Annotated in this window: 10 protein-coding genes; all 10 read left to right on the forward strand. The window is 36.1% G+C overall.

The genetic code is table 11. The features are described from left to right. Positions 1-121: 121 nt before the first annotated feature. The 10 genes from DU508_RS18090 (at position 122) to DU508_RS18135 (ending at position 19,438) form a co-directional block, all read left to right on the forward strand. On the forward strand, positions 122-2,569 hold the full coding sequence (locus DU508_RS18090; RefSeq protein ID WP_115404176.1) for a DUF5686 and carboxypeptidase regulatory-like domain-containing protein: 2,448 nt from the start codon (positions 122-124) through the stop codon (positions 2,567-2,569). Between the two features lie 829 nt (positions 2,570-3,398). Beyond that, positions 3,399-4,346, forward strand: coding sequence for an oxygen-dependent tRNA uridine(34) hydroxylase TrhO (gene trhO / locus DU508_RS18095; RefSeq protein WP_115404177.1), 948 nt, complete (start codon positions 3,399-3,401; stop codon positions 4,344-4,346). A 474-nt stretch (positions 4,347-4,820) separates the two neighbouring features. After that, positions 4,821-7,700 (forward strand): ligand-binding sensor domain-containing protein, encoded by a 2,880-nt coding sequence (locus DU508_RS18100; RefSeq protein ID WP_115404178.1) that lies wholly within the window; start codon positions 4,821-4,823, stop codon positions 7,698-7,700. Positions 7,701-8,032: 332 nt separating this feature from the next. Continuing rightward, positions 8,033-11,053, forward strand: coding sequence for a SusC/RagA family TonB-linked outer membrane protein (locus DU508_RS18105; RefSeq protein WP_115404179.1), 3,021 nt, complete (start codon positions 8,033-8,035; stop codon positions 11,051-11,053). A 24-nt stretch (positions 11,054-11,077) separates the two neighbouring features. Beyond that, positions 11,078-12,634: a RagB/SusD family nutrient uptake outer membrane protein gene (locus tag DU508_RS18110; protein WP_115404180.1), complete on the forward strand. Its 1,557-nt coding sequence runs from the start codon at positions 11,078-11,080 to the stop codon at positions 12,632-12,634. Positions 12,635-12,652: 18 nt separating this feature from the next. Then, complete coding sequence (locus DU508_RS18115) at positions 12,653-13,540, forward strand: LamG-like jellyroll fold domain-containing protein (protein ID WP_115404181.1); 888 nt, start codon at positions 12,653-12,655, stop codon at positions 13,538-13,540. Positions 13,541-13,651: 111 nt separating this feature from the next. Continuing rightward, a complete protein-coding gene (locus DU508_RS18120) occupies positions 13,652-15,340 on the forward strand; it encodes a glucoamylase family protein (RefSeq protein WP_115404182.1) in 1,689 nt (562 codons plus the stop codon). Positions 15,341-15,354: 14 nt separating this feature from the next. Continuing rightward, the gene (locus DU508_RS18125; protein WP_115404183.1) at positions 15,355-16,716 is read left to right on the forward strand and encodes a glucoamylase family protein; all 1,362 of its coding nucleotides are present in this window, start codon (positions 15,355-15,357) and stop codon (positions 16,714-16,716) included. Then, positions 16,717-17,700: a metallophosphoesterase gene (locus DU508_RS18130; protein ID WP_115404184.1), complete on the forward strand. Its 984-nt coding sequence runs from the start codon at positions 16,717-16,719 to the stop codon at positions 17,698-17,700. Positions 17,701-17,707: 7 nt separating this feature from the next. Beyond that, positions 17,708-19,438 (forward strand): family 43 glycosylhydrolase, encoded by a 1,731-nt coding sequence (locus DU508_RS18135; RefSeq protein ID WP_115404185.1) that lies wholly within the window; start codon positions 17,708-17,710, stop codon positions 19,436-19,438. Positions 19,439-19,442: the final 4 nt, after the last annotated feature.

Below are 19,442 nucleotides of genomic sequence, written 5' to 3' on the forward strand. Positions count from 1 at the left end.
AAAAAATATCAAAAAAATTACCAGTTAACTTATTTTTTAATCAACTTAACAAACTTTAACATATAACTATATGTATAGTCTTAAAACTTATTCGATATTTATAGCTTACTAATTAATACTTATGATCAAAATCTGCGCACTCATCCTTTTTTGTGGCCTGACTAACCTGGTAATTGCCCAGCAATATACAGTTACAGGAACAATTAAGGATACAGGTGGACAACCGGTGCCTTTTGCCTCGGTGTATTTAAAAAACACTACCATTGGTACATCTGCAAACGTTGATGGCAAATATGCCATCAATCTTAATAAAGGTGAACATATTATTAGTTACAGAGCAATTGGTTATAAACAACAAGATCAAACGATTAAAGTAACCGGAGATTTAACCCACAATATCACACTAGCATCTGAAAGTTACACACTTAATAATGTAACCATTAAAGCTAATGCTGAAGATCCGGCTTATGAAATCATCAGAAAAGCAATAAAACAACGTAAAGTTCACTTAAAAGAGGTCAATGCTTTCAGTTGTGATGTTTATATAAAGGGCGTTCAAAGATTAAGAGGAGCTCCGAAAAAGTTTTTCGGGCGTGATATACAAAAGGTTTTGGAGTTGGATACCAACCGAAGAGGAATCATTTATTTATCAGAATCTCAAAGTAAATTCAACTTCCGCCGTCCGAATGATATTCATGAGGAAATGATTTCTTCTAAGGTTGCGGGTAGAAACAATGCTTTCAGTTTTAATAAAGCATCAGATTTGGTTATCAATTTTTATGACAATTACCTTCTGGAAAACACACTTAGTGCAAGAGGATTTATCTCCCCAATTGCTGATAATGCCCTGTTTTATTACAGGTATAAACTTGTGGGAGAATCAAAGGAAAACGGAGAAACCATCCACAAAATACAGGTAATTCCACGAAGAGAAAATGATCCGGTTTTTAGAGGATACATTTACATTCTTGATGAAAGCTGGAGAATTTACAATACTGATGTTTATTTAACTGAAAAAGCCGGTATTAACTTCATAGATACACTCAACATTAACCAACAGTTTACAAAGGTTGAAAACACTTATATGCCAACAGCTATAAACTTTCAATTTGCCGGTAATGTATTGGGATTTAAAATAGAAGGATATTTTGTCGGGATTTACAGCAATTATAACCTGAATCCTAACTTTCCTAAAAATTTCTTCAGTGGCGAAATCCTGAAGATTACAGAAATGGTGAACAAGAAAGACTCGAGTTATTGGACCAATAACCGTCCAATTCCTTTAACTCCGGATGAAAAGTTGAACTACGTTAAAAAAGATAGTATTGCGAAGTTAAAAGAGTCAAAACATTACCTCGATTCGCTTGAGAAGGAGAATAACAAGTTTGGTATTGGTAAATTATTATTGAGGGGCTATAGCAAAAATGATCGGTATGATAAAGAATATTGGAGCTTTGACCCTGTGTTAAAATCCATATTTTATAATACTGTTGAAGGTTTTGCCATTAAATATGGAGTGACGTATAGAAAAGACTTTGAGAACAGACGCTCATATTCCATCAGGCCAGAATTCAGATATGGCTTTGCCAATCAAAAATTAACCGGAAGTTTAACTGGAAACTATTATTACAATCCTTTGAAACGTGCATCCATTGGCGGCTCTTTCGGAAACGGGATTTTTGATTTAAATAATTTGGGCTCTATGACAGCGCTCGGAAACACAATCAACTCATTGTTGTACGAAAAGAATTTCCCTAAATTCTATGAGAAAAGCTTTATCAATTTTTATACATCACGCGAACTGGCAACCGGACTCCAGGGAAACCTGAGTTTGGATTACAGTAAAAACAAAACACTGGAAAACAGCACAGATTTTAAATTTTTTGATGTAGAGGATCGCGAGTTCACTTCAAATAATCCTTTTACACCTACGGTAGAAACACCTTTATTTCCAACGTATAAATCTTTCAGTGCCACGGCTAGCTTAACTTATACCATCGGGCAGAAATATATCACTCGCCCCGACGGGAAATTTTATACCGAATCTCTATTCCCAAGAATTACCGTTCTTTATAAAAAAGGGTTTAATAATGTTTTAGGTAGTAACGTTGATTATGATTTTGCTAAAGTGGAGATCCTTCAAGACAGAATTGGACTTGGCCTATGGGGATATACATCATTTCTTGTTGGTGCCGGAAAATTTTTAAATAATTCCAAACTTTATTACCCGGATTACAAACATTTTGCAGGTAATATTTCCACCATCTTTCCACCTAACTTAAGGAAGTTTCAATATTTAGATTTCTATCAGTTTAGCACCAATCAACAATATTTTGAGGCGCATTTAGAACATAATTTTTCTGGTTTTTTCTTAAATAAAGTACCACTATTGCGTAAAGCAAAGCTAGAAGAATTTATAGGAGGAGGATATTTATCATCGCCTGAAAAAAGAAATTACAAAGAATTTTATTTTGGCTTACAGCGTTTGGTTTTAAGAGCCAGTTATGGTTTCGCCTATGATGGCGCACGTAAATTAACCCAGGGTTTCAGAATTAGCTACGGGTTTTAATAAGGTGGAAGGTGTAGGGTATGAAGGTTGAAGGTAAACCTTACGCCTTAAACCTTTTACCTTAAACCTCAGAAAGGGCATTAAGCTTGAAGGTAAACCTTACGCCTTAAACCTTTTACCTTAAACCTCAGAAAGGGCATTACGCTTGAAGGTAAACCTTACGCCTTAAACCTTTTACCTTAAACCTCAGAAAGGGCATTAAGCTTGAAGGTAAACTTTATGCCTTAAACCTTTTACCTTAAACCTCAAAAGGGTATTACGCTTGAAGGTAAACCTTACGCCTTAAACCTTTTACCTTAAACCTCAGAAAGGGCATTACGCTTGAAGGTAAACCTTACGCCTTAAACCTTTTACCTTAAACCTCAGAAAGGGCATTAAGCTTGAAGGTAAACTTTATGCCTTAAACCTTTTACCTTAAACCTCAAAAGGGTATTACGCTTGAAGGTAAACCTTACGCCTTAAACCTTTTACCTTAAACCTCAGAAAGGGTATTAAGCTTGAAGGTAAACCTTACGCCTTAAACCTTTTACCTTAAACCTCAAAAGGGTATTAAGCTTGAAGGTAAACCTTACGCCTTAAACCTTTTACCTTAAACCTCAGAAAGGGTATTACGCTTGAAGGTAAACCTTACGCCTTAAACCTTTTACCTTAAACCTCAGAAGGGTATTACGCTTGAAGGTAAACCTTACGCCTTAAACCTTTTACCTTAAACCTCAGAAAGGGCATTAAGCTTAAAGGTAAACCTTACGCCTTAAACCTTTTACCTTAAACCTTTTTTTATTATCTTTGCCCCGCTTTAAACGCCGTTTGCAACGGTATCAACAGCGTTATGAAAAAATATCAAACACTACTTTACTATTGCTATAGTTACATAGCAGAGGCAGAGCAATTTGCTGCCGATCACCTTAAATTTTGTAAATCATTAGATTTAGTTGGCCGGATCATCGTTGCTGATGAAGGCTTAAACGGTACTGTGTCAGGTTCTCCGGAATCTTGCGATGCTTACATGAAAGCTATTCATGCTGATGAACGTTTTGCCAAAACAGAATTTAAAATTGATGACGTTGAAGAACCGTCTTTTTTAAAAATGCATTGCCGTTACAAATCAGAAATTGTTCATTCTGGTTTGAGAGATAAATCTATTATAAATCCTACTGAAAAAACGGGTAAACACCTGGAACCTGTTGATTTCATGAAAATGAAAGACGAGGAAGATGTCGTGATTTTAGATGTCCGTTCTAATTACGAGCACAACCTCGGGAAATTTAAAAATGCGATCACACTTGATATCGAGAATTTCAGAGATTTTCCTGAGCAAATTAATCAGCTAGCACAATATAAAGACAAAAAGATTTTAACCTATTGCACTGGTGGTATAAAATGCGAAAAGGCATCTGCATTACTTTTACATCATGGTTTTAATGATGTTTATCAGCTTCATGGTGGCATTATAAAATATGGCAAGGAAGCTGGTGGTAAAGATTTTGAAGGTAAATGTTATGTTTTCGATAACCGCATTGCGGTTGATGTGAACAATGTAAATCCAACAGTAGTATCTGTTTGCTATAACTGTGGCAAAACCACTCCAAAAATGATTAACTGTGCAAATCCGGAATGTAATGAGCACATTACACAGTGTGATGAGTGTGGAGAACAGTTGCAAGGTTGTTGCTCAACTGCATGTATTATCAACCCACGCAAACGTCCGTATGATGGAACCGGTTACTATGTCAAAGTGCCACAACCAGTGGCTAAAAAAAGTGAATTGGTAAGTTAATTATTTTTCAGGCCACGCTTGATGCTATCATTCCCAAACAGGTAGGAATCCAACATTTATTAAGTCAGGGAGAAACAAAAAGCAATTGTCGTTCTGAACGCAGTGAAGACCGCGAAGCAGCTACGAAGTAAATCCCTCAGCTACAGGCATTATACTTGGTTTACTGCTGATTTTGTTGTTGTAAAAAGGTACTGCAATAAGGAATCCTAAAGCCTTCCGCTTGTTTAAACATCGCATAGATTCCCAAACTTGCTCGTCATTGCTGAACAAAACGAAGCAATCCTTTTTTCAGTCATGTGAGTAATGAGACGCAAACATAAAAAAGATTGCTTCGTCGCTATGCTTCTCAGCAATTGACGGCCACTCTAAAAGCTCAAATAACGGCATTGGATTTCCGCATCAGCGGGAAAGACGTGCAGGTGTAACATTTTTTCATTTACTTTGCGTAACAATGGCTTAACCAGATTCCATTTTATGCTGAAACTTTTACGTTTATTCATATTTCTTTTCTTTTCGGTTAATTTTCTATATGCTGCTGATATTAAAAGCATCGGTGTTCCCTATATAGAGAACTATCCAAAATCGGTGTATGCTTCAGGCAACCAGAATTGGAGTATCGCAAAAGATAAAAACGGCGTAATGTACTTCGGAAATGCGGAGGGGCTTTTAACCTTCGATGGAAGATATTGGCAGAAATATCAGATGCCAAACCGGCAAATCGTACGATCTGTGGCTACAGATAGCAAAGGCAGAATTTACACCGGAAGTTTTGGGGAATTTGGTTACTGGTCATATTCAAGCAACAAATTAAGCTATCAATCACTCACTACACTTTTGCCAAAAGGAAACAAAGTAACTGATGAAATCTGGAAAATCTATGTAGATAAAGACCGGGTAATTTTTCAGTCCTTCTCCAGAATATTCATCTACAAGAATAATAAAATTGAAATTATTAAGGCGCCATCATCGTTTCTCTTCTTACACAAAGCCAATACCAGGTATTTTATTGAAGTTTTAGATAAAGGCTTGTTCGAGTTAAAAGGTAACAAACTAACATTCATTCCGAACAGTGAAAAGCTCGGCAAACAAGGCATTCTATCCATTTTACCTTATAAAAATGGTGGTTTAATTATTGGCACAAGTAAAAATGGATTGTTTACTTTCAATGGAAGTGATTTCAGCCCTCTAATTACATCAGCAAATAATTACCTCAAAACTTATCAACTAAATAACGGAGTTAAGTTATTAGATAAATATTATGTCTATGGCACCATTTTAAATGGATTAATTATAATAGATGAAGATGGGAAAGTTGTTCAAAGGATTAACAAATCAAGTGGATTACAAAACAATACCGTACTTAGTATTTATGCGGATGATGAGCAAAATTTATGGACTGGTTTAGATAACGGGATCGACAGGATTGAGTTAAACTCTCCCCTGTATTTCTACTTCGATAAAACAGGGCAGTTTGGCACGGTTTACTCCAGCATTATTTTCGGAAATAAAATTTATTTGGGAACAAATCAAGGATTGTTTTATAGTGACTGGTCATCAAACGGCGAACTAACACCCTTTAACTTTAAATTAATACCTAATTCTCAGGGGCAGGTTTGGGAACTTGCCATTGTAAATAATGAATTAATCTGTGGCCATAACAATGGAACGTTCAAAGTTTTAGGCGACAAGATTAGCCAGATTTCAACGATAAATGGTGGCTGGACCATCAAAAAGCTAAATTCTACACCCAATTACTTTATCCAGGGAACCTATACGGGATTATCATTATACCAAAAAACAATGTCGGGTTTAGCATTTATAACGAAAATATCTGGTTTTGATGCTCCATCAAGATTTATTGAACAAGACCATAAAGGAGATATCTGGGTGGCACACGCCTATAAAGGATTGTATAAAGTAACTTTGAATAACAGCTATAACAAAGTTACAAGCATAACTTATTTTGATGAAAACAATGGCCTTCCCGGCAATTACAACATTAATATATTCAACCTGGAGAATAAGATCGTATTTTCATCCGATCATGGCTTCTACACTTATGATGAGCTAAGCAATAAATTTACACCTTACGAGGTTTTGAATAAAAAACTTGGCTCCTTTGCTACATCCAACAAAATTATTGACGCCGGCAATAAAAAATACTGGTTTATTAATCATGGAAAAACATCATTAGTTAACTTTTCCGAACCAGGTAAAATAGACATTGATTCCAATCAATTCAGTCTTTTGGATGGACGAATGGTTCAATATTATGAGAATATCAGCCAGATTAGCAATTCCATATACCTCATTAGTGTAGATGATGGTTTTGTGATTTATAATAAAGCACAAAGTCAATCGCTAGCAAAAAAGACTTTACCAGCTGTGTTAATCAGAAGAATTGATGATATCACTGATAAATACTTCACCATCAGCGAAACGGGAAATCACAATCAGGAAACAGAAATTCCCTACAGTAGAAATAATATCAGAATATCTTTCTCACTACCTTATTACCGGCAAGCAAAACTTAAGTTTCAATATTATCTTGAGGGCTATTCTAAAGATTGGTCTGATTGGAGTTACGCAACACAAAAAGATTTTACCAACCTGAGTAGCGGAAATTACAAATTTATGGTCAGGGCCAAAATTGATGATTCATCGGTAAGTAATATTACAACTTTTGAATTTACCATTTTACGCCCCTGGTATTTAAATAATTTTGCCATTATTGTGTATTCTGTTTTATTTATCATTGTTTTAATTGTAGGAAAAAGGCTTTATGAAAATAAGCTCAGAAAAGATAGTCAAAAAATAAGCGACAGGTTACAAGCAGAACAAGAAGAAATTCTAAAACAGGAAACCGAGGCCAATGAAAAACAGATTGCCAGGCTGCAAACGGAAAAACTACAGGCAGAGCTTGCTTCTAAAAATAGAGAACTCGCCAATTCAGCCATGACTTTGGTTTATAAAAATGAGTTGTTACAAAAGTTGAGTGATGAAATTACCAAGCTTAAAGATGAAAATGGCAAAAAGCTTTCTGAAGATCAAACCCGTAAGATTCAAAAGGTAATTAACGATGGAATGAATGATGAGAGGGATTGGAATTTATTTGAAAACAGTTTTAATGAAGCACACGAAAGTTTCTTTAAAAAGCTAAAAGCCCAACATCCTGACCTTGTTCCAAACGATTTAAAACTTTGCGCTTATTTAAGAATGAATATGAGCAGCAAAGAGATGTCTTCACTATTAAATATTAGTTTACGTGGAGTAGAAATCAGGAGATACCGGTTACGAAAAAAACTCGAGGTTCCGCATGACAAAAATCTAACAGAATTTTTGATGGAGTTATAATCTCTCCTTCTAAAGGGGTCTGGCAACGTTTGCATAAAACACAAATTTTTATTGATTTGTATAGAAAACGCTTTTTAATCACTACATCATTACCTCTCATAAATTAAAAATTACCCCCTACAAAGGCCTTCGTGTATATTGTACACTTGTGTATTGGTAATTACCCAGTTGAAACTAAAAAAACTGCGTTTTTAGCCTAAATCCCCATATGGTTTTATACTTTGAGATACCTCACTTTCATATTTGATGTATTAATGTAGAGGTAAACCTGCTTGCACATGCAGAAAAACTACCTCACTTTTATGCTAACAATTAAACTAAAATCATAAAGCATGAAAAGAATTTTTACAAGAATTTCTGTTCTGGCACTATTTTGTTTACTCGCAATTAACGTAGCATTTGCGCAAAACATTACCATTAAAGGTAGGGTAATTGATGGAGACGATAAGTCAACCATCCCAAGCGTCAGCGTGTTAGTAAAGGGAACACAAACAGGTACACAAACAGATGCAACTGGTGCGTACAGCATCAGTGCTCCGGCAAACGCAACTTTAGTATTTACCTACATTGGGTATGTAACGCAAGAGGTTGCTGTTAACAATCGAACTACAATTGATATCACTTTGTTGTCATCTTCTAAAGAATTAGAGCAAGTTGTTGTAGTTGGTTATGGTACGCAAAGGAAGAAAGATGTAACTGGATCTATCTCTAGTGTTAAAGGAGAAGAAATTGAGAAATTTGCAGTAACTAACCCAATAGCAGCGATGCAGGGAAAAGTTCCCGGGATGACGATTTCTAATGCAGGATCACCAGGCTCATCTCCAACTGTTCGTTTAAGGGGTATAGCAAGTACCAAAGATGCTGACCCTTTATATGTTGTAGATGGATTATTACAGGATAATATTGACTATTTAAATCCTAATGATATTGAAACAATTGATGTATTACGTGATGCATCTTCAACTGCTATTTACGGTTTAAGAGGTGCAAACGGTGTGATAGCTATTACAACTAAAAGGGCTGCAAGAGGCAAAACAACTGTTAATTTTCAAACTACCTATGGTATACAACACGTTAATAAATTAATCGATGTAGTAGATGCTGCAGGTTTTAAAAAATTATATTCTGCGGCTTTGGCCAATGCTGGTGCTGCACCGTTTGATTTCACAAACTATAATGGTGATACCAACTGGCAAAAAGAAATTTTAAGAAATGCAGCAATAAGTACAAATTCATTAAGCATTTCTAACAATAACGAGAAAAGTACAACACTAGTTAGTTTAGGATATAATAACCAGGATGGAGTTATTAAATACAACAATTATCAAAAATTTATTGCTCGTTTAAACGAAGAAATCAGAATTACTGATAAAATTAAAATTGGTGCTGACCTTACAGGTTTTCATTTTAGAAACCAACCAACTGAGAATGTTCTGAATACAGTGATCAGATCTGCTCCAATTGTTCCCGTTGATAATGGAGCTGGCTTGTATAACCTCATGCCATCCTTTCAAAGAACATCTGTGGGCAATGCTGTATATAATATCGAACGTAACCGTAATACTTCAATTAATAGAGGTTACAGATTTAATGGTAGCTTATTTGCTGAAATTAAATTCTTAAAAGATTTCACGCTGAAATCTACGGTATACACCGACTTGGGCTTTAATAACACAAGAAGTTATACTCCACTTCCTTATACGGTTGTAAACATTGGTGAGGGAACAACTCCAACGTCAACATTTTTAGATCCGACTGCAAGAACTTCGGTTAGTCAGAATACTTTTGAGGGGCGTAAATACCAACAAGATCACACCTTAAATTATGATAAAGTAATTAAAGAAGATCATAGAATCAATGCAATGATCGGTTTCACATCTATTTATACTTCAAGTACTACATTAAGTGGATCCAGAACAGACTCCACATTGAAAGTTCCTTTTGATTCAAACTTATGGTATTTAGACGTTATTGCCAGAGATAATATTACTTCAAATGGTGGAAGCGGTGCTGAAGAATCAAACGCAGGTGCTTTTGGACGTTTAAGTTATTCTTTTAAAAACAAATATTTATTGAATGCAACCATTAGAAGAGATGGTAGTTCGAGATTTGCCCCTCAAAACCGATGGGGAACATTTGGTAGTGTTGGTTTAGGCTGGGTCGTGAGTGATGAGGATTTTTTCAAAAACAATCTTAAAGGGATTGATTTCTTAAAATTAAGAACTGCCTGGGGCCGTTTAGGAAACTCAAAAGGTGTTGATCCGAATTTATATCAACAAACGGTTTCTCAAGCCTCAACAGCTGTATTCGGAGAAAATGTTTATCCTGCTGTAGATTATACATATATTCCTGATCCGAACCTGCACTTCGAAATCGTAGAAGGTTTTGATATTGGTTTAGATTTAAGAGCATTAAATAACAGATTAAGTGCTGAGATTAATTATTATAACAAAACAACTGATGGTATTTTAACAAGCTTTACATTACCTGGTGAAAACAAAACATACTTCACTAACTTAGGTAAATTAACAAATAAAGGTTTTGAGGTTAGTTTAGGTTGGAGTGATAAAGTTGGAGAAGATTTTACTTATAATGTTTCTGGAAACTTCAGTTATAATAAAAACATTGTTAATTCAATTGGTAACACCAGCAACTTCCAAATTATTGGTAACGGAGGCGCAAATTTAACCGAAACCGGTAACTCAGTCGGTTATTTTTATGGCTACCGACAAGTTGGAATCTACCAATCAACAGCTGATTTAGATAGGCAGGCTCATTTGCCAACTTCATTGCCAGGTGACATCGCATATGAAGACATCAATGGCGATGGTGTAATCACACCCGCAGATAGAACTTACTTAGGCACTCCATTCCCTCCTTACAGTTATGGTTTAACGTTATCAGTTGCTTATAAAGGTTTTGACGCAACAATTCAAGGCCAAGGTGTTGCAGGAAATAAAATCTATACTCAACGTCGTACCGCTAACTTCGCTCCGTTTAATTATGAAAGCAACAGATTGAATGCCTGGACTGGCCCTGGAACTTCAAACATTGAGCCTATTATTGACTCTAGAGGAAATAATCTTTTATTTAGCTCTTATTTTTTAGAGTCAGGAAGTTTCTTTCGCTTACGTAACATTCAACTCGGTTATACTTTCAACAATCAAATCTTTAACAAAGTTGGCGTTCAAAAATTAAGATTATTTGTTAGCGGGCAGAATGTAAAAACCTGGAGTAAAGTGAGTGGATATTCTCCTGAACCGCAAGTTGCAAATATACTTGGAAGCGGTGCAGATAATGGCGTGTATCCTATTCCAGCTGTATATTCAGTAGGATTAAACGTAACTTTCTAATTAAAATCATTTAATCAATATAAAATGAAAACAAATATTAACACCCGCAAAAATATTGTTCTTGCATTAATTGCATTAATGATATTTTCTTCAACTGGATGTAAGAAATTTTTAGATACACAAAGACAGGGAGAATATACCACTGAGGATTATCCGTACCCAGCAGGCTCAGGGCCTTACGATGTGTTTCTTTTCGCAGCATATAATGACTTAAGATCATATGCGGTGCATTGTACAGCCTTCTTTTTGGCTACGAGTATAAGAAGCGATGATGCAGATAAAGGTAGTTCTCCAACTGATGGTGGAGCCGATGCAAGCAGCATGGACCTTTTTCCTGTACTACCAAGCAATGGCTTTAGTAATGGCATGTGGACGGGATACTACACATTTATTAGTAAGTGTAATACTGTTCTAGAAAACGTAAGTAACAACACCAATATAGTGGCTACCGATGCACAAAAAACTCAAGCACAGGCAGAGGCCAGGTTTTTAAGGGCTTATGCGTACTTTAATTTGGTTAGATTTTATGGTAGAGTTCCATTAATTGATAAAGTACTAGCCGTTGATCAATATAATGTTCCTCAAAGTACACCAGCCCAAATTTATGCTTTCATAGAAAGTGATTTACAATTTGCTGCTGCAAATCTTCCGGTAAGCTGGGATAAGAAATTTGTGGGAAGATCATCAAAAGGAATGGCAAACGGCTTATTGGCCAAAGTTTATTTAACTCAGCAAAAATGGGCTGCTGCCATGGGGGCTGCTAATGCGGTAATGACTTCTGGTCAGTATGATTTGACAACTTCATACAATACCATATTTGGAGAATCAGGAGAAAATAGCAAAGAATCAGTTTTCGAAGTTCAGGCAACGGCAAGTGCAACCGTTCCAACAAATAATGGAGCTGAATTTACACAATGGCAAGGGGTACGAGCGCCAGGCGATTGGAACTTAGGATATGGATGGAATGTTCCAAACACAAACCTGGAGAATGCTTACGAGGCTAATGACCCAAGAAAAGCCAGAACATTTTTATATAGAAATACTGCCGCTACATTGGCCTCTCAAAATCCATACAAAACCGTTTATGGAGAAATAACAGGAACTACCTGGGAAAACCCTATTTATAACCACAAAGTTTATACTAATCCTGCTTTTAGAGCGCTTTATAACAACAGAGCTGGCAGATGGATGAATATTCGCTTGCTAAGATATGCTGATGTAGTGTTAATGTATGCAGAAGCAGCGAATGAAGTTGGTGGTGCTGGAAATATAACAGCAGCTCTGGCCGCATTAAACAGCGTTCGTGCAAGAGCCAGAACAGGTGCCCCTGCTGGTACTTTGCCTGATGTTGTAACAACTGATCAAGCTGTTTTACGTGAAGCAATCAGACAAGAAAGACGAATTGAACTGGCAATGGAACATGATCGTTTCTTCGATTTAGTAAGATGGGGAATTTCCGGAACAGCTTTACCAAGTGCAGGAAGACCTAATTTTATTGCATCACGCGATAATCTACTTCCAATTCCACAAGCTCAAATAGATTTAAGTAAAGGTGTTTTAACTCAAAACCCTGGTTATTAAACCATAAAAAATTAGAAAATGAAAGTTTCAACTTTAAACATAAAACGCTTAGCATTTGGCATTGCCATTTGCTCAGCACTTTTTTCATCATGTAAAAAAAGTGATAACCCCAATAATTTACCTGATATAGATCCATCTGCATATCAGGGAAAGGTTGACGGATATACCAGTTCAGATGAAATTTATCCAAACAATTTAAAAGCTTACTGGTCTTTTGATGATACCAAAAATGAAATCAAATCTTCTTCTGCACCAACACAAACTGCAAACGATGTATTTGTTACCGGTGTAAAAGGAAAGGCAATTAAACTTACCGCTGGTTATTTATACTACGCCAAACAATTCGATGCTTTTAAAACTGATGCCCTAAAAAGCTTTACCGTAAGTGTTTGGGTGCAGATTACAAACAATGGTTCAAAAAGAACCATGTTGATGCAACTGGCTCGTCCGGGTGTTTTTGATGGCAGCTTAGATTTCAGATTAAATACCCAGGCCTATGCAGCTACAGTAACTGATAAATTAGGAATCGGCCCAAGATTCTCGACTGTTGGTGGTGGTTCTCAGGATAATTTAAACGCTACATTAAACCCAAAAATTGGTGCTGATGTTTGGACACACCTGGTATTAACTTATGATAGCAACTCTGGTACATTTAAGGAATGGGCCAATGGTATAGATGTGGGTTCTTATAACAATCGCGGCGTGGGTAATAACTTATTTAAAGCTTATGAACCAAGTGAATTCATAATTGGTGGTAACTATAATGTTATTCCTGGCAAAGCTGTTAATACGAGCGTAGAATATGCAGCAATGACAGGAACTATCGATGAATTAAGAATTTACAACACTGTTCTTCCTGATGCACACATCAAAGCTTTATATAATTTAGGCGTTGCCGGAAAATAATACGATTAAGAGGCTGTCCAAAAAATCAATGGTCATTTCCGTTTTCAACAAGAATAACGACTGACCACGATTTTTTGGGCTCCCCCTCTTTCATAAATTCAACTAAAATAAATGTTAATATTCAAACCTTATTTGATTTCATTACAATTACCATTAAAGTATTTGTTGCTAATCATTCCGGTGCTATTAACATTCAGTTGTAAAAAAGGAGGAGATTCATCACCTGTCCCAAATGATGTAACATTATCTTTTACGGTTAATGATAAATATAATGGTACATTAACCTACAGTGGTTTAAATAATCTTCCGGAAATTAGAATTAACTTCACAGAGCCTATAAATAGTTCAACAATTCCTGGAGCTATCATATTATCAGAATCTAACGGAGCAGTTGTTCCATATAACCAACAGCTACAAAATTCAGATAAAACAATTGTAATCGTTCCCAAAACTGCACTTTCATCTTTTACAGCATACACCTTAAATATTAATGGTAATTTAAAATCTTCCACTAACGGGCGATTAATTAATCCGGTTATCATATCACTCAATACCGGCTTAGACGATACTGATAAATTTCCACGCATTACCGATGATGAACTTTTAACCCTGGTTCAAAAACAAACTTTTAAATATTTCTGGGATTTTGGCCACCCAACAAGTGGCTTGGCCAGAGAAAGAAACACTTCAGGCAATACCGTAACCTCTGGTGGTTCGGGCTTTGGAATCATGGCTTTAGTTACGGGCGTAAGCCGCAATTTTATTTCAAGAGCAGAAGGCTTAACCAGAATGCAGAAAATTGTTTCTTTTTTAAAAACAGCAGAACGTTTTCACGGCGCTTATCCACATTGGTTAGACGGAAATACGGGTAAAGTGATTCCTTTCAGTACTAAAGATAATGGTGGCGATTTAGTTGAAACTTCATTTTTGATGGCAGGTTTACTTACTGCCCGTCAATATTTTAATAGTGCTGATGCTGCCGAAACAACTTTAAGAAACGACATCAATGTCATTTATAACGGCGTTGAATGGAACTGGTACAGAAAAGATAACAGCAATACCCTTTATTGGCATTGGAGTCCTAATTACAACTGGGAAATGAATCTGCCAATTAAAGGTTGGAATGAGTGTTTGATTACCTATGTAATGGCTGCTTCTTCCTCAACTTATTCTATTCCTAAAACCGTTTATGATGCTGGCTGGGCGCAAAACGGAGCAATGAAAAACGGCAATACCTATTACGGTGTTCAACTTCCTTTGGGCACGGCTAACGGCGGACCATTGTTCTTTTCTCATTATTCCTTTCTTGGAATCAACCCAAATGGTTTAACTGATGCTTATGCCAACTATGAAACCCAGGTAAAAGCCCATTCACTAATCAATTATAATTATTGCAAAGCAAATCCTTTAGGTAATTATGGTTATAGTGAAAATTGCTGGGGATTAACTGCCAGTGATATTCAAAATGGATATACAGCAAGTTCTCCAAACAATGATGTGGGCACAATCGCACCAACCGCAGCGTTATCATCTATTGCTTACACACCTGCTGAATCTCTGCAAGCCTTAAGATTTTTTTATTATAAAATAGGCCATAAAACCTGGGGAGAATATGGCTTTTATGATGCATTCTCATTAAGAGATCAATGGTTTGCCTCTTCTACCCTGGCGATAGATCAGGGTCCGATCATCATCATGATCGAAAATTACAGAACAAAACTAATCTGGAACTTATTTATGAGTGCACCAGAAATTAAAGCGGGCATGAGAACCCTAGGTTTTAACAGCCCTAATCTTTAACATAAATTCATACAATGAAACTAACATTCCTAAACGCTTTATTTTTATCACTGGCTTTAATTTTCTTTTCGTGTTCTGCACAAAAAGAAAGTCAAACCTATAACCCCGATTTAACCATTAAGAAAAACCTCTCTGATGAACAGTTACTCGATCTGGTTCAAAAACAAACCTTCCAATATTTTTGGGATGGAGCCGAACCGGTTTCAGGAGCAGGGAGAGAACGTTTTCATGTTGATGAAGTTTATCCTCAAAACGATAAAAATACGGTAGCAACCGGCGCAACCGGGTTTGGCCTAATGGCCATTTTAAGTGGCATTGATAGAGGTTACGTAACTAAAAAAGAAGGATTAACCCGATTGAATAAGATTCTGGATTTCTTAGCAAAAGCAGATCGCTTTCACGGCGCCTGGCCACATTGGATTAATGGAGAAACCGGTAAGGTAAGGCCATTTGGCAAAAAAGATAATGGTGGTGATTTAGTTGAAACTTCTTTTATAGCACAGGCATTGATTTGTATTGATGCTTATTATAAAAACGGAACAAAAACAGAGAAAGCACTTGCTAAAAAGGCCGATGAACTCTGGAAAGGAATTGATTTCAATTGGTATCGTAACGGTGAGCAAAATGTCCTTTACTGGCACTGGTCGCCTGAATATCAATGGGAAATGAACTTCCCGGTTAAAGGTTACAATGAATGTTTGATTATGTATGTTTTGGCGGCATCTTCTCCAACACACACTGTTCCTGCAGAAGTTTACCACGAAGGCTGGGGCAGAAATGGCGCTATTAAAACAAAATTTGAAGTTTACGGTCATCCATTCACACTAGATTATCAAGGCCAGAAAAATTCTGTCGGACCATTGTTTTGGGCACATTATTCTTATTTAGGATTGAATCCAAAAGGATTGAAAGATCGATATGCAGATTACTGGGAAAACAATGTAAACCATACTTTAGCCATTCACGACTATTGCGTAGCTAACCCAAAAGGTTTTAAAGGTTATAGTGAAAATAACTGGGGTTTAACAGCAAGTTATTCAGTTAAAGGCTATGCGGCTCATAATCCACGGGAAGACTTTGGGGTAATCTCCCCTACTGCAGCCATTTCATCTATTCCATATACGCCAAAAGAATCCATGAAAGTGATTCGCCACCTGTATGAAAATTTAGGCGATAAGGTTTGGGGTAAATATGGTTTTTACGATGCCTTTTCTGAAACAGATAACTGGTACCCAAAAAGATACTTAGGAATTGATCAGGGGCCAATGGTTGTCATGATTGAAAATTATAGATCTGGTTTGCTTTGGAAATTATTCATGAGCAATACTGATGTACAAAAAGGACTAGCCAAGTTAGGTTTCGAAATTCAAAAATAAATGATGAAAATAAGAGCCCATTATATTGTAATCATAATTTTGTTGTTAACATCCTGCAGCAATAAAGTAAGAGTGGTTTTGCTGCCTGATACGCAAACTTATGCGGAGAAATTTCCACAAATTTTAGATTCACAACTGGATTGGATTGCAACAAATTCAAAAAAGATAGATTTTGTGTTGCAACAAGGTGATCTTACTCAAAATAACAATAAAACAGAATGGGATTTGGTTAAAAAAGCATTTTCTAAAATCGATGAGCGCGTGCCTTATATCCTGGCTGTTGGCAATCATGATATGGGAAGCGGACCAGGCAAATTTGCCGATGTAAGAAATTCAGAATTGTTTAATCAATATTTTAAGTACGCAGATTTTTCTTCAAAAAAATATTTTGGCGGGGCTTTTGAGAAAGATAAACTTGATAATTCATATTATCTGATTAATACAGGAAAAATAAAATGGTTGGTTATCACTTTAGAATTTGGCCCAAGAAATGAAGTTTTGGATTGGGCCAATTACATTGCAGCAAAATATCCTGATAGATTAACAATTGTTAATACCCATGCTTACATGTATAATGATAACACCCGAATTGGAGAAGGTGATAAATGGCGGCCGCAGGCTTACGGTGTTGGAAAAGACAGCGGACCAAAAGCCGTAAATGATGGCGAACAAATCTGGGAAAAATTGATCAGTAAAAATCCTAACATCAGGTGGGTGTTCTCTGGTCACATCCTGGATTCTGGTGTAGGAACATTGATTAGTACAAACGAAAAGGGATTGCCCGTATATCAAATGTTAGCAAATTTCCAACAAGGTGTTGAAGGCTCTGTAAATGGTGGAAATGGTTTTCTTAGAATTATAGATATGGATTTTAAGAAAAAAACGGCTACTATTAAAACCTATTCCCCTTACTTAAAAATATTTAAAGAAGAAAAGGAACATTCCTTCATTTTTAACGACGTTAATTTTAGTCCTGCAAAATAGTAGCATTATGGTGTATAGTATCGATAAAAAAGCGCCTTTATTATTTATTTTAATATTGTTTTTCCTAAAATCTTATGGTCAAAACAGTGCAACATACTGCAACCCTATCGATATTGATTACACCTACATGATCTACAACTCAGATAAAAACATTTCTTATCGTTCTGGTGCCGACCCTGCTGTGGTTAAGTTTAGAAATGAATATTACATGTTTGTAACACGCTCTATGGGCTATTGGCATAGTAAGGATTTAACCAATTGGAGTTTTATTAAACCAGAAAAATGGTATTTTCAAGGCTCCAATGCACCTGCAGCACATAATTATAAAGATTCAGTTCTTTATGTTACAGGAGATCCATCGGGTTCTATGAGCATTTTATATACTGATAATCCGAAAAAGGGAGATTGGAAAGCAACGCCATCTATACTCAATAATCTACAAGATCCGGGTTTATTTATTGATGATGATGATAAAGCTTATATGTTTTGGGGCTCATCAAACGTGTTCCCAATCAAGGGTATGGAGTTAAACAAAAATGAACGTTTTAATCCATCTTCAAAAATCATTGAGCTCTTTAATCTTAACCCCGAGAAAAACGGATGGGAAAGATTTGGCGAAAATCATTCTTCAACGTCACTTAAGGGTTATATAGAAGGGCCATGGCTTACTAAGCACAACAATAAATATTATATGCAATATGCGGCACCCGGAACGGAGTTCAATGTTTATGGTGATGGCGTGTATGTTAGTGATCAACCGTTAGGTCCTTATATCTATGCACCCAATAATCCGATTTCATACAAGCCGGGTGGTTTTATGAATGGTGCTGGTCATGGCAGTACCGTTTTAGGTCCGGGCAATCAATATTGGCACTTTGCATCTATGGCATTATCAGTTAATGTGAATTGGGAGCGTAGAATTTGTGCTTACCCCACATTTTTTGATAAAGACGGATTAATGTATACCAATACTTCTTTTGGAGATTACCCACATTTCAGCCCGGTTCAAAGTGAGAAAAAAGGCGAATTTACCGGATGGATGCTCCTTTCTTATAAAAAAAATGTTAAAGCTTCATCTCAGACTGAAAATTATAGCATTAATAATGTTGTGGATGAAAATGTAAAGTCATTTTGGGTTGCAGAAAAAAATGACAACAATCAGTGGATAGAAATTGATCTGGAAAAAATCAGTTCAATTTACGCCATTCAACTTAACTACCATGATTATAAGTCAAATTTATATGGCAAAGTAGATAATCTTTATCATCGTTATACCATTGAAGGTAGTTTAGATGGCAAATCATGGTTCACTATGGTTGATCAATCACAAAGTTTCAGTGATACTCCAAACGCCTATAATGAACTTCAGTCGCCAGTCAAAGCTCGTTACGTAAAGTATAAAAATATACATGTACCTATGCCTAATCTTGCTATTTCCGACATTCGAATATTTGGTCTGGGAAATGGAAAACTACCTGCAACTCCTGAAAACTTCATTGTAACCAGAGAACAGGATAAGAGAAATGCCAACCTAAACTGGAAAAAAGTAAATGGCAGTCAGGGCTACAATATAAAATGGGGAATTGCTCCTGATAAATTATACAATTCTTGGATGGTATATGATCAGAACTCATTAACGCTTAAAAGCTTAAATGTAGATCAAAAATATTTCTTCACAATAGAATCTTTTAATGAAAATGGAATTAGCGCTCCATCAAAAAAAACAAGCATTTTATAAAATT

The organism is Pedobacter chinensis, assembly GCF_003339865.1.
GTDB lineage: Bacteria > Bacteroidota > Bacteroidia > Sphingobacteriales > Sphingobacteriaceae > Pedobacter > Pedobacter chinensis.

Bases quoted from the DNA above. Each gene is read 5' to 3' on its own strand.
- DU508_RS18120 (WP_115404182.1), top strand. From the start codon at position 13,652: ATGTTAATATTCAAACCTTATTTGATTTCATTACAATTACCATTAAAG.
- trhO (WP_115404177.1), top strand. From the start codon at position 3,399: ATGAAAAAATATCAAACACTACTTTACTATTGCTATAGTTACATAGCA.
- DU508_RS18110 (WP_115404180.1), top strand. From the start codon at position 11,078: ATGAAAACAAATATTAACACCCGCAAAAATATTGTTCTTGCATTAATT.
- DU508_RS18105 (WP_115404179.1), top strand. From the start codon at position 8,033: ATGAAAAGAATTTTTACAAGAATTTCTGTTCTGGCACTATTTTGTTTA.
- DU508_RS18125 (WP_115404183.1), top strand. From the start codon at position 15,355: ATGAAACTAACATTCCTAAACGCTTTATTTTTATCACTGGCTTTAATT.
- DU508_RS18090 (WP_115404176.1), top strand. From the start codon at position 122: ATGATCAAAATCTGCGCACTCATCCTTTTTTGTGGCCTGACTAACCTG.
- DU508_RS18130 (WP_115404184.1), top strand. From the start codon at position 16,717: ATGATGAAAATAAGAGCCCATTATATTGTAATCATAATTTTGTTGTTA.
- DU508_RS18135 (WP_115404185.1), top strand. From the start codon at position 17,708: ATGGTGTATAGTATCGATAAAAAAGCGCCTTTATTATTTATTTTAATA.
- DU508_RS18100 (WP_115404178.1), top strand. From the start codon at position 4,821: ATGCTGAAACTTTTACGTTTATTCATATTTCTTTTCTTTTCGGTTAAT.
- DU508_RS18115 (WP_115404181.1), top strand. From the start codon at position 12,653: ATGAAAGTTTCAACTTTAAACATAAAACGCTTAGCATTTGGCATTGCC.